The following is an 11487-nucleotide window of genomic DNA, read 5'->3' as shown; positions in this document are numbered from 1 at the left end:
ACTAGCTTCAGGTGCTAGCGGGGGCAACTCCGTGGAGGTTCGAGTCCTCTCCTGGGCACCAGGTCATCGCAGCCTTACCGACTGCGACAACGAACCCGCCGAGTGCGGGTTTTTTTGTGCCCGGCCATGCAATGGCCGGCATCTTTCCGGATTGCGCGCTGGGCACAGCCCAGGCCGGAAGGCGGTCAACTCGGCTTACACGGCGCGTTGACACCGGCGCACGCGCACCGCAGAATGCGCGCCTGACCTGCCCAGGTGGCGGAATTGGTAGACGCACTAGCTTCAGGTGCTAGCGGGGGCAACTCCGTGGAGGTTCGAGTCCTCTCCTGGGCACCAGGTCATCGCAGCCTTACCGACTGCGACAACGAACCCGCCGAGTGCGGGTTTTTTTGTGCCCGGCCATGCAATGGCCGGCATCTTTCCGGATTGCGCGCTGGGCACAGCCCAGGCCGGAAGGCGGTCAACTCGGCTTACACGGCGCGTTGACACCGGCGCACGCGCACCGCAGAATGCGCGCCTGACCTGCCCAGGTGGCGGAATTGGTAGACGCACTAGCTTCAGGTGCTAGCGGGGGCAACTCCGTGGAGGTTCGAGTCCTCTCCTGGGCACCAGGTCATCGCAGCCTTACCGACTGCGACAACGAACCCGCCGAGTGCGGGTTTTTTTGTGCCCGGCCATGCAATGGCCGGCATCTTTCCGGATTGCGCGCTGGGCACAGCCCAGGCCGGAAGGCGGTCAACTCGGCTTACACGGCGCGTTGACACCGGCGCACGCGCACCGCAGAATGCGCGCCTGACCTGCCCAGGTGGCGGAATTGGTAGACGCACTAGCTTCAGGTGCTAGCGGGGGCAACTCCGTGGAGGTTCGAGTCCTCTCCTGGGCACCAGGTCGACGCAGCCTTACCGACTGCGACAACGAACCCGCCGAGCGCGGGTTTTTTTGTGCCCGCCTGACGACGTTCGCGCGCATGCCTGCCCGTTCGCGCCAGGTCGCTTGCCGGCCGCTCTCGACGTGGACCTCGCGGCGCGGGGTGTACCATCGCCGCGATGGCAAAACCTCCCAGCAAGCGCGGCAGCCGCCGCGACTCCGAACGTCCCGCCGCTCCGGCCGCCAAGCGCGGCGCTGCCGGCGGTCCTTCCCGCAGCGGCAAGCCGGCGGCGTCCACGCCGCCCTGGATGCCCGATCCCGGCCTGCAGCGTGCGCTGCGTTCGGGCGCGCGCACCGAGCCGCGCGCAACGGCGCCGCCGTCGGCGCCCGCCGCGCGTCCGCAGGCGCCACGCAGCGGCCGGGTCGACGATCCGTACGCCAATCGCGAGGCGGCCCGCTATGCCAACCCGATCGCCAGCCGCGAGGCGATCCTGCAGCTGCTCGCCGACGCGCCGGGCCCGCAGACCGCGACCGAACTGGCGCAGGCGCTCGACCTGACCGATCCGGAGCGCTTCGACGCGCTCGGCAAGCGGCTCGCGGCCATGTTGCGCGAGGGCCAGCTGCTGCAGAACCGCCGCGGCGGCCTGGTGCCGGCCAAGCGCCTGGACCTGATCCCCGGCACGGTGATCGCCAACCCCGAGGGCTTCGGGTTCCTGCGGCCCGACAGCGGCAGCGGCGACGACCTGTTCCTGCCGCCGGCCGAGATGCGCAAGGTCATGCATGGCGACCGCGCGATGGCCAGCCTGACGAACGTTGATGCCCGCGGCCGCCGCGCCGGCGTCATCGTCGAGGTGCTCGAACGCCGTACGACCCGCCTGATCGGCCGGTTCTCGGTGGAGTCGGGCATCAGCTTCGTCGTGCCCGACGACCGCCGGATCCAGCGCAACGTGCAGATCCCGCAGGACGCGCGCCTCGACGCGCAGGACGGCCAGCTGGTGGTCTGCGAGATCGTCGCCCCGGGCGACGCGCGCCGACCGCCGATCGGCAAGGTGCTCGCGGTACTGGGCGATGCGCTGACGCCGTCGCTGGTCGTCGAGGCCGCGATCCACGGCCATCACCTGCCGCACGAGTTCCCGCAGCCGGTGCTCGACGAGGCCGCGGCGGTGCCGCTGACCGTCGAGGAACGCATGCTCGGCGACCGCGTCGACCTGCGCGCGCTGCCGCTGGTGACGATCGACGGCGAGGACGCCAAGGATTTCGACGACGCGGTGTACTGCGAGCCCAACCGCGACGGCTTCCGCCTCGTGGTGGCGATCGCCGACGTCTCGAACTACGTCAGGCCGGGCACGCCGCTCGACGATGAAGCCCAGCTGCGCGCGACCAGCGTGTACTTCCCGGGATTCGTCGTGCCGATGCTGCCCGAGACGCTGTCCAACGGCATCTGCTCGCTGATGCCGCGGGTCGATCGGATGTGCTTCGTCTGCGACATGCAGGTCGGGCGCGACGGCGAGGTGACCGGCGCGAAGTTCTACGAGGCGGTGATGAACTCGCACGCCCGGCTGACCTACACCCAGGTGTGGAAGGCGGTGGGCGAGCAGGACGAGGACGCGCGCGCGTCGATCGGCGCGCTGCTGCTGCCGCAGATCGAACACCTGCATCAACTGTTCCGCGTGCTGGCCAAGGCGCGGGCCAAGCGTGGCGCGATCGAGTTCGAGAGCTCGGAGGTGCGCTTCGTGCTCGACAACCGCGGCGAGGTCACCCAGGCCGGCATGCTGGTGCGCAACGACGCGCACAAGCTGATCGAGGAATGCATGATCGCCGCGAACGTGGAGGCCGCGCGCTTCCTGCTCGAGGCGGGCATCCCGGCGCCGTATCGCGTGCACGACAAGCCGCCGGAGTCCAAGTACACCGACCTGCTGGAGTTCCTCAAGGAGTTCGCGCTGCGCATGCCGCCCTGGGCGAAGGTGCAGCCCAAGGACTTCACCAACCTGCTCAAGAAGATCCGCGATCGCAGCGATGCGACGTTGCTCGAGTCGGTGCTGCTGCGCAGCCAGAGCCAGGCCGTCTATTCGACCGAGAACCTGGGCCACTTCGGGCTGGCGCTGGCCGCCTATGCGCACTTCACCTCGCCGATCCGTCGCTATCCCGACCTGCTGGTGCATCGCGCGATCAAGCACGTGCTCTCGGGCAAGCCGCTGGCGAAGTTCGACTACACCCCGCGAATGATGGAGAGCCTGGCGCTGCAGTGCTCCGAGCGCGAGCGCCGCGCCGACGAGGCCGAGCGCGAGGTCGACGAGCGCTACCGCGCAGCGTGGATGGAGCAGCATGTCGGCGGCCAGTTCGACGGCGTGATCAGCGGCGTGACCAGCTTCGGGCTGTTCGTCGAGCTCGACCAGTCGAAGGTCAACGGCCTGGTGCACGTGACCCAGCTGCCGAACGACTTCTATCGCTTCGATCCGGTGCGCCGGATGCTGACCGGCGAGCGTGCCGGCCGCGAGTTCCGACTCGGCGATCGGGTGCGCATCCTCGTGCTCAAGGCCAGCCTGGAGGATCGCAAGATCGACTTCCGTCTGGTGGAGGCGGGCGCGCCGCAGCCTGGTGAGCCGAAACCGCCGCCGCCGCGCGGCAAGCCGGCGAAGCGCGAGAAGGCGCCCTACCGGTAGAATGGACGTCCCTTCGGGGCCGGGGCCCGCGTCCCGGCCCCGAAACGTTTGAGCCCCGGTTTCCTCCAGCCCGAATCCCGACGCATGAGCAGCAAACAGAATCAGTGGATCGTCGGCATCAACGCCGTCGCCGCGGCCGTCGAGCACGACGCGGAGAACGTACGCGAGGTGCTGCTCGAGGCCGGGGCGAAGAATCCGCGGATCGCCGAGATCGAGACCGCGGCGCGCCGGCGCGACGTCGACGTGCGCCGGGTCGCGCAGCAGGCGCTCGACGGCGTTGCCGGCGGCCTGCGCCACCAGGGCGCGGCGGCCCGCTATGCGGCGGCCCGGACCTGGGACGAGAACGAGCTCGCCGGCCTGGTCGAGGCCGCCGAGGGGCGCGCGCTGCTGCTGGTGCTCGACGGCGTGCAGGACCCGCACAATCTCGGCGCCTGTCTGCGCAGCGCGGCCGCGGCCGGGGTCACGGCGGTGCTGATCCCCAAGGACAAGGCGGTGCAGGTCAATGCGACCGTGCGCAAGACCTCGGCCGGCGCCGCCGACCACGTGCCGGTGGTCCGCGTGACCAACCTCTCGCGCAGCCTGCGCGACCTGCAGAAGCTGGGCGTGTGGATCTACGGCCTGGCCGGCGAGGCGAGCGCCTCGCTGTACGGCCTGGACCTGCGCGGCAACGTGGCGCTGGTGCTGGGCGGCGAGGCGGACGGCCTGCGCCGGCTCACGCGCGAGCACTGCGACCAGCTGGTGACGATCCCGATGCCGGGCGCCGACGCGGCCGGCGGCGTGGAGAGCCTCAACGTGTCGGTGGCCTCCGGCGTGGTGCTGTTCGAGGCCGTGCGCCAGCGGCTGGGCTGAGCGCCGCGGCTTGCCCGTCCGCAGCGGTGGGCGGATGATGCGGTCGGTTTCGTAGAGGAGAACGGCATGGACCTGCTCTGGCACCAGTGGTGCGGCATCGTCGGGGCGACGCTGATCGTGCTGGCGTACTTCCTGCTGCAGGTCACGCGCCTGTCGGGGGCCGGCCTGCCGTACCTGCTGCTGAACCTGTTCGGCGCGATCGGCGTGGTGCTCTCGCTCTACGGCGGCTTCGACGCGACCGTGCTGGCGATGCAGCTGGCGTGGATCGCGATCAGCCTGTTCGGCATCGCGCGGACGCTGAGCGCGCGCGGCCGGGCGGCGGGCCCGCACTGACGGCGACGGGCATCGGCCACGACCGCGGCGGGTCATGCCGCGGTCATCCGTCGCGGCGTGGCGTCGGCCACAATGCCGCCCAGGAAGCGGGGACGACCCCGCCGCTCCATCCACATCCGGGGACGGCCCCATCGCGACGATGGAGGTTCTCTGCATGTCCTGGATCATTCTCGTGCTCGCCGGCCTGTTCGAGATCGGCTGGGCGATCGGCCTGAAATACACCGACGGGTTCACCCGGTTCTGGCCGACGGTCGGCACGGTGGCGTCGATGGCGATCAGCGTCGGCCTGCTCGGCATCGCGATGCGCGATCTGCCGGTCGGCACCGCCTACGCGGTCTGGGTCGGTATCGGCGCGGTCGGCACCGTGATCCTGGGCATCGTGCTGATGGGCGACGCGGCAAGCCCGGGACGCCTGGTCAGCCTGGCGCTGATCGTGGCCGGCATCGTCGGGCTCAAGCTCGCCAGCTGACCTGCGCGGGGCGCGTCGAAGTGATGGCGCTGCTCTCTAGTGCGGGAGAGGGCGTTCCACTTCGAATGGGCAGCCGCCTGCCGGCCGGAAGCCGCTCTTCCCTCGGCAAAGCCGCTTCGCGGTCCGGCCACGCGAAGCACGCGTGGCGTTCGCATGGATGCGCGGCAGTGCCGCGCATGCCATCCATGCTCACCCTGCCTTGACTCGGGCGCGCGCCCGCTCCGCTTTGCGGATCGGTCCGGCCCGGCGCAGCGCGCCGGGCGTTCGCCCGCTCGCGCGGCATGCCGCGCAGGCAGAGCGGGCTCACCCATGGCGCGCTCGACGCGGCCACCGGCCGCCAGTCCGCCGCCATGGATGATTGCAACCCGACTTCGGGTAGACGCGGGAAGCCGTCTGGTTGAAGAAGTCGAGCGCCTTCGGACTCAGGGCGTCGTGCCGGTCGGGGATTGCGATAGCGGGCCATGGATGGTCCGCGGCGGCGAGTCAGCCATGGGTGAGTGCTGGCTGCTCGCGCGGCATGCCGCGTAGCCCGCACGAACGCCCGGCGTGCTGCGCCGGGCCGGACCGCGGAGCGGGCTGACCGAGCCGGGGAGCAGTCCCCGGCCGGCACGACGCGCGCTTCGGAGAAGAACGCCCTGATTGGGCGAGCAGAAGCAGTACTCCCCTGACTTCGGCGAAGAACGAAAAACCGAGAAACAGTGCGGGCCGCGATCCGGCGTCCGTTACCGGGCCATCGTCGCTCGCCGCCGCGCCCCTGGCACCGGCGGTCCGCATCGAAGACCATAGCCGGCCCCCACGTCGGCACGTCGCGCACGCGCCGGCCCGCCGCCGTCCGGAATCCGCCGTGCTCAGTCTCGTTGCCATCGTGCTCGCGTCCTATCTCGTCCTGCGCCTCGTGCTGCCGCTGCGGCTTGCATGGCCCGTGCGTGTCGCGCTGGCGGTGCTGGTCTACGGGCTGGCGCTGCACCATCGCATCGTCGCGCGCTTCGCCGGCAGCATGGCCTCGCCCGAGCTGCCGAAGCTGGTCATCGCCGCGCTCGGCACCGGCTTCGTGGCGCTGTTGCTGACCGCGCTGCTGGTGGCGCTGCTCGACGTCGCGACGCTCGCGGCGTGGGCGCTGCGTGGCCGCACGGCGCTGCCGGGGCTGCGCGCGCCGTGGCTGCGTCCGGACGCGGCCGCGCTGGCGCTGGGGCTGTCGATGTACGGCACCTGGCAGGCGATGGCGGTGCCGAAGGTGCGGCAGGTCGAGATCGCGATCGCCGACCTGCCACCGGCGTTCGACGGCTACCGCGTGCTGCAGCTGACTGACATCCACGCCAGCCGGCTGCTGACCGGCGACTGGGTGGCCGAGGTCGTCGCGCGCGCCAACGCGCAGCGTCCGGACCTGATCGTCATCACCGGCGACCTGGTCGACGGCAGCGTGGATGCGCGCGCCGACGACGTGCGTCCGCTCGCGGCGCTGCAGGCGCCCGACGGCGTGATCGCGATCACCGGCAACCACGAGTACTACGGCCAGTACCGCGAATGGATGGATGCGTTCGCCGCGATGGGCATGCAGGTGCTGGAGAACGCGCACCTGCGCATCGCGCGCGGCGACGCGGCGCTGACCGTCGCCGGCGTCACCGATCCGGTCGCCGCGCGCTACGGCCTGCCGGTGCCCGATGCCGGTGCCGCACTGGCCGGCGCCGACCCGGACGCGCCGGTCCTGCTGCTCGACCACCGCCCGGGCGAGGCGCACGCGCATGCCGCGCGCGGCGTCGCCCTGCAGCTCTCGGGGCACACGCACGGCGGCCACATCGTCGGCATGGACCGCCTGGTCGCGCGCGCGAACGGCGGTTTCGTGTCCGGGCTCTACCCGGTGGACGGTATGCAGCTGTACGTCGGCAACGGCGCCGGGCTGTGGCCCGGTTTCGCGACCCGGATCGGCGTGCCGTCGGAGATCGCGCTGATCACGCTGCGTCGGGCGGCGGACTGACCGCGGCCGGCGCGTCGGCTTCCGCAGGCGCGGCCATCGCCGGCCAGGCGTTGGCGATGCGGCAGAACAGCTGCGCGGTCAGCGTCGTGTCGTACAGCGCCGAGTGCGCCTGCGCCTGGTCCCATTCGAGGCCGGCGGCCTGCACCGCGCGGGCGAGCACGGTCTGGCCGTAGGCGACGCCGGCCAGCGTCACGGTGTCGAACACGCTGAAGGGATGGAACGGATTGCGCTTGTGGCCGCTGCGCGCGACGGCGGCGTTGACGAAGCCCAGGTCGAAGTGCGCGTTGTGGCCGACGAGGATCGCGCGCTGGCACTGGTGCCGGCGGACGGCTGCGCGCACGTGCGCGAACACGTGCTCGGGCGCGTCGCGCTCGGGCTTGGCGAAGCGGAACGGGTGGTGGATGTCGATGCCGGTCACTTCGAGCGACTGCGGATCGATGGCCATGCCCGGCGCCGGCTCGACGTGCGCGTGGACCGGGTCGCCGGGGACCAGGCGACCGTCGGCATCGAGGTCGAGCGGGATCGCGGCGATCTCCAGCAGCGCGTGCTTGCGGGCTTCGAAGCCGCCGGTCTCCACGTCGACCACGACGGGCAGGAAGCCGCGGAAGCGGCGGGCCATCGGCGGGAGAGCGGGACGTGCGGCCGCGGCCGGTGCTTCGATATCGTGCATGCGCGCAAGCCTAGCAGAGCCGCGCCCGCGGTTCGGGCGCCGCGCCGCCGGCGGACGGCGCGCGGCCGCGCTCAGGCGACCGTGTTGGTGCCGTCGCGCTTCTCGCGCGGCGGCAGGTCGTCGTCGCCGTGCTCGAGGAACCAGATGTTTTCGGCGATGTTGGTCGCGTGGTCGCCGATGCGCTCGATGTTCTTGGCCATGAACAGCAGGTGCGTGCTGGGCGTGATCGCGCGCGGGTCCTCCATCATGTAGGTCAGCAGCTCGCGGAACAGGCTGGTGTAGACGGTGTCGATCTCCACGTCCTGGGCGCGCACGCGCTGCGCCCGGTCGACGTCGTTGTCGCGGAACGCGACCAGCACTTCGCGGACCTGGCGCACGGCCAGCTCGCCGAGCATCGCCAGCCCGCGGGTGTGCGGCAGCGGCGGGGCGAGGTTGAGCGCGGTCGAGCGCTTGGCCACGTTCGCCGCGTAGTCGCCGATGCGCTCGATGTCGGCGGCGATGCGCAGCGCGGCGAGGATCTCGCGCAGGTCGCGCGCCATCGGCCCGCGCAGTGCGAGCTTCATGACGTCCTGGCTGATCTCGCGCTCGAGGCTGTCGATCGCGTCGTCGTTGGCGACGATCCGGTCGGCTGCACGGTCGTCGCGGCGCTCGACGACGTCGAGCGCCGATTCGAGTTGCGCGGCCGCCATCTCGCCCATGCGCAGGATCTCGCCGGTCAGCCGGCTGCGTTCTTCGTCGTAGCTCTTGACGATGTGGTCGTGCGGTTGGGTAGGCATGGTCGGAGCCGGGATTGGGGAGTCGGGATTGGGGATTCGAAAGAGCGGGGGGATTCTTGATCGGAGAGAATTCGCTGTTCCGAATCCCCAATCCCGATTCCCGAATCCCGCACCTGCGGTTTCGGCTAGCCGAAACGGCCGGTGATGTAGTCCTCGGTCTGCCGCTTCGAGGGATTGGAGAAGATGGTCTCGGTGGTGTCGTGCTCGATCAGGTCGCCCAGGTACATGAAGGCGGTGTAGTCGGACACGCGGGCGGCCTGCTGCATGTTGTGGGTGACGATGACGATCGTGTAGTCGACCTTCAGTTCCTCGACCAGCTGCTCGATGCGGCTGGTGGAGATCGGGTCGAGCGCCGAGGTCGGCTCGTCGAGCAGCAGCACGTCCGGACGCAGCGCGACGGCGCGGGCGATGCACAGGCGCTGCTGCTGGCCGCCCGACAGGCCCAGCGCGTTCTGGCCGAGCTTGTCCTTGACCTCGGTCCACAGCGCGGCCTGGGTCAGCGCCTGCTCGACGCGCTCGGCGAGCTGGCCCTTGGAGAGCTTCTCGTGATGGCGGATCGCGTAGGCGACGTTCTCGAAGATCGTCATCGGGAACGGCACCGGCTTCTGGAACACCATGCCGACCTTCGAGCGCAGCCGGTTCATCGGGTAGCGCGGCGAGAGGATGTTCTCGCCGTCGAGCAGCACCTCGCCGCTGGCCACGAGCTTGGGATACAGCGCGTAGATGCGGTTGAAGATGCGCAGCAGCGTCGACTTGCCGCAGCCCGAGGGCCCGATCAGCGCGGTCACGCGCTTTTCCGGGATCTCCAGGTCGATGCCCTTGAGCGCGTGGAAGTCGCCGTAGTGGAAGTCCAGGCCGCGCGCGGCGATCTTCACCGGCCGCGGGGCCAGCGCTTCGCGTGCGTGGGTCGCCAGCTGGATGCGCTGCGACGGCGCGGTGTGCAGGTCGTTCATGGCCGGATCCGGTCGAAAGGGGAGGTGGCGTCGGGGAGGCGGGCGGTGGCGTCAGTCATGCGCCACCCGGTTGCGCAGCAGGATCGCGCGGGCGCCGAGGCTGACCAGCAGCACGAAGCAGGTCAGCACCAGCGCGCCGGCCCAGGCCAGCTGCTGCCAGGATTCGTAGGGGCTGCCGGCGTACTGGTACATCACCACCGGCACGCTCGCCATCGGGCGCAGCACGTCGCTGTTCCAGTATTGGTTGCCGAACGCGGTGAACAGCAGCGGCGCGGTCTCGCCGCTGATGCGCGCCAGCGCCAGCAGCACGCCGGTGACGATGCCGGCCGAGGCGCTGCGGTAGAGCACCTGCACCACGACCTTCCAGTGCGGCACGCCCAGCGACAGCGCGGCCTCGCGCATCTGCGTGGGCACCAGCTGCAGCATCTCGTCGGTGGTGCGCACGACGACCGGCAGTACGATGAAGGCCAGCGCGATCGCGCCGGCCAGCGCCGAGAACCGGCCGCCGGTCTGCATCACGAACAACGTGTAGACGAACAGGCCGAGCACGATCGACGGCGCCGAGAGCAGGATGTCGTTGATGAAGCGCACGACCACGCCGGCCTTGCGCGCCCGGCCGTACTCCGACAGCCACGTGCCGGCGGCCACGCCCAGCGGCGTGCCGATCGCGATCGCCAGCGCGCACATCACCGCACTGCCGAAGAACGCGTTGAGCAGGCCGCCTTCCTGCATCGGCGGCGGGGTCATCTGCGTGAACAGCTGCAGATCGATGCCGCCGGCGGCCTTGCTGACCAGCGTCCACAGGATCCAGCCCAGGAAGAACAGGCCGAACGCGGCGGTCAGGCAGCCCAGCGCGATCGCCACGCCGTTGCGCACGCGGCGGCGCGCGTACAGGCGGTCGGCGACCTGGCGTTCGCGTTCGGTCACGGTGGCGACGGCGTTCATCACTTGCCCTCCCGGCGCGCGAGTTGCATCAGCATCAGGCGGGCGATCGCGAGCACCACGAAGGTAACGATGAACAGCACGAAGCCCAGCAGCAGCAGCGCCGACCGGTAGGTCTCGGTGGCCTCGCCGAAGTCGTTGGCGATCAGCGCGGCGATCGTCGTGCCCGGCTCGAGCAGCGACGGGGTCAGCCGCACCGAATTGCCGATGACGAAGGCGACCGCCATCGTCTCGCCGAGCGCGCGGCCCAGGCCCAGGAAGATGCCGCCGATGACCGCCGAGCGGGTGTAGGGCAGCACGATGTCCCAGCTGACCTCCCATTTGGTCGCGCCCAGCGCGTAGGCCGATTCCTTGAGCCGCGTGGGCACGGTCAGGAACACCTCGCGCATCACCGCCGAGATGAACGGGATCACCATGATCGCGAGCACGAAGCCGGCGGTCAGCGTGCCGATGCCCAGCGGCGGACCCTGGAACAGCAGGCCGATGCCGGGGATCGTGCCCAGATGGTCGTTGAGCCAGGGCGTGACCCAGGTCGTCATCACCGGCACCAGCACGAACAGGCCCCACATGCCGTAGATGATCGACGGGATGCCGGCCAGCAGCTCGATCGCCGTGCCGACCGGACCGCGCAGCCAGCGCGGCGCGACTTCGGTCAGGAAGAATGCGATGCCGAAGCTGACCGGCACGGCGATGATCATCGCGATCAGCGCGGTGACGATGGTGCCGGCGATCGGCGCGAGCGCGCCGTAGCGGTTCTCGACCGGGTTCCAGTCGGCGCTGGTGAAGAACGACAGGCCCTGCGAGGCGAGCGCGTCGCGTCCGCCCCAGAGCATCGACAGGGCGGCGCCGGCGAGCGCGAGCATCACCAGCACGACCGTCGCGGTCAGCGCCAGGCGGAACAGGCGGTCGGCGCGGGCGTCGCGGAGGTCGCGCTTGCTCGGCGCGGGCGGGGCGACGGGAAGGGTGGCGGCGTTCATGGGGAGTCCGGAA

Annotated in this window: 10 protein-coding genes and 3 tRNA genes; 8 read left to right on the top strand and 5 right to left on the bottom strand. The window is 70.6% G+C overall.

Going from position 1 to position 11487, the window contains the following annotated elements:
• Positions 1 to 249: 249 nt before the first annotated feature.
• From WQ56_RS06870 to WQ56_RS06835, 8 genes are all read left to right on the top strand, one after another.
• Positions 250 to 336: transfer RNA gene (locus WQ56_RS06870), tRNA-Leu, on the top strand.
• Between the two features lie 188 nt (positions 337 to 524).
• Positions 525 to 611: transfer RNA gene (locus WQ56_RS06865), tRNA-Leu, on the top strand.
• A 188-nt stretch (positions 612 to 799) separates the two neighbouring features.
• Positions 800 to 886: transfer RNA gene (locus WQ56_RS06860), tRNA-Leu, on the top strand.
• A gap of 289 nt (positions 887 to 1175) precedes the next feature.
• Entirely contained in the window at positions 1176 to 3530 is a 2355-nt protein-coding gene (rnr, locus tag WQ56_RS06855; protein ID WP_343123203.1) for a ribonuclease R, read from the top strand.
• Between the two features lie 84 nt (positions 3531 to 3614).
• A complete protein-coding gene (gene rlmB, locus WQ56_RS06850; RefSeq protein WP_047136328.1) occupies positions 3615 to 4379 on the top strand; it encodes a 23S rRNA (guanosine(2251)-2'-O)-methyltransferase RlmB in 765 nt (254 codons plus the stop codon).
• 66 nt (positions 4380 to 4445) lie between these two features.
• Positions 4446 to 4712, top strand: coding sequence for a hypothetical protein (locus WQ56_RS06845; RefSeq protein WP_047136327.1), 267 nt, complete (start codon positions 4446 to 4448; stop codon positions 4710 to 4712).
• A gap of 154 nt (positions 4713 to 4866) precedes the next feature.
• Entirely contained in the window at positions 4867 to 5181 is a 315-nt protein-coding gene (sugE, locus tag WQ56_RS06840) for a quaternary ammonium compound efflux SMR transporter SugE (RefSeq protein WP_047136326.1), read from the top strand.
• An 844-nt stretch (positions 5182 to 6025) separates the two neighbouring features.
• The gene (locus tag WQ56_RS06835; protein WP_047136325.1) at positions 6026 to 7156 is read left to right on the top strand and encodes a metallophosphoesterase; all 1131 of its coding nucleotides are present in this window, start codon (positions 6026 to 6028) and stop codon (positions 7154 to 7156) included.
• On the opposite strand, the gene rnt is transcribed toward WQ56_RS06835, so the two are convergent.
• The 5 genes from rnt to pstC form a co-directional block, all read right to left on the bottom strand.
• Positions 7131 to 7826 carry a ribonuclease T gene (gene rnt / locus WQ56_RS06830; RefSeq protein ID WP_047136324.1) on the bottom strand — a complete coding sequence of 232 codons (696 nt, stop codon included), beginning with the start codon at positions 7824 to 7826 and terminating at the stop codon, positions 7131 to 7133. The two genes, WQ56_RS06835 and rnt, sit on opposite strands and share 26 nt — an antisense overlap.
• Before the next feature lie 71 nt (positions 7827 to 7897).
• Positions 7898 to 8602: a phosphate signaling complex protein PhoU gene (gene phoU / locus WQ56_RS06825; protein WP_047136323.1), complete on the bottom strand. Its 705-nt coding sequence runs from the start codon at positions 8600 to 8602 to the stop codon at positions 7898 to 7900.
• A 125-nt stretch (positions 8603 to 8727) separates the two neighbouring features.
• Positions 8728 to 9555 (bottom strand): phosphate ABC transporter ATP-binding protein PstB, encoded by an 828-nt coding sequence (gene pstB, locus WQ56_RS06820; RefSeq protein ID WP_047136322.1) that lies wholly within the window; start codon positions 9553 to 9555, stop codon positions 8728 to 8730.
• Positions 9556 to 9606: 51 nt separating this feature from the next.
• On the bottom strand, positions 9607 to 10500 hold the full coding sequence (gene pstA / locus WQ56_RS06815; RefSeq protein WP_047136321.1) for a phosphate ABC transporter permease PstA: 894 nt from the start codon (positions 10498 to 10500) through the stop codon (positions 9607 to 9609).
• Positions 10500 to 11474: a phosphate ABC transporter permease subunit PstC gene (pstC, locus tag WQ56_RS06810; RefSeq protein ID WP_047136320.1), complete on the bottom strand. Its 975-nt coding sequence runs from the start codon at positions 11472 to 11474 to the stop codon at positions 10500 to 10502. Before pstC ends, pstA begins: the two co-directional genes overlap by 1 nt.
• Positions 11475 to 11487: the final 13 nt, after the last annotated feature.

It is taken from the genome of Luteimonas sp. FCS-9 (genome assembly GCF_001014645.1).
GTDB lineage: Bacteria > Pseudomonadota > Gammaproteobacteria > Xanthomonadales > Xanthomonadaceae > Luteimonas.
The sequence above is the reverse complement of the archived record's forward strand: the minus strand, read 5'-3'. Positions and strand labels throughout refer to the sequence as shown.

Excerpts from the sequence above, each read along its gene's own strand:
- rnr (WP_343123203.1), top strand. The coding sequence starts at position 1,176 with ATGCCCGATCCCGGCCTGCAGCGTGCGCTGCGTTCGGGCGCGCGCACC.
- rlmB (WP_047136328.1), top strand. The coding sequence starts at position 3,615 with ATGAGCAGCAAACAGAATCAGTGGATCGTCGGCATCAACGCCGTCGCC.
- WQ56_RS06845 (WP_047136327.1), top strand. The coding sequence starts at position 4,446 with ATGGACCTGCTCTGGCACCAGTGGTGCGGCATCGTCGGGGCGACGCTG.
- sugE (WP_047136326.1), top strand. The coding sequence starts at position 4,867 with ATGTCCTGGATCATTCTCGTGCTCGCCGGCCTGTTCGAGATCGGCTGG.
- rnt (WP_047136324.1), bottom strand. The coding sequence starts at position 7,826 with ATGCACGATATCGAAGCACCGGCCGCGGCCGCACGTCCCGCTCTCCCG.
- phoU (WP_047136323.1), bottom strand. The coding sequence starts at position 8,602 with ATGCCTACCCAACCGCACGACCACATCGTCAAGAGCTACGACGAAGAA.
- pstB (WP_047136322.1), bottom strand. The coding sequence starts at position 9,555 with ATGAACGACCTGCACACCGCGCCGTCGCAGCGCATCCAGCTGGCGACC.
- pstA (WP_047136321.1), bottom strand. The coding sequence starts at position 10,500 with ATGAACGCCGTCGCCACCGTGACCGAACGCGAACGCCAGGTCGCCGAC.
- pstC (WP_047136320.1), bottom strand. The coding sequence starts at position 11,474 with ATGAACGCCGCCACCCTTCCCGTCGCCCCGCCCGCGCCGAGCAAGCGC.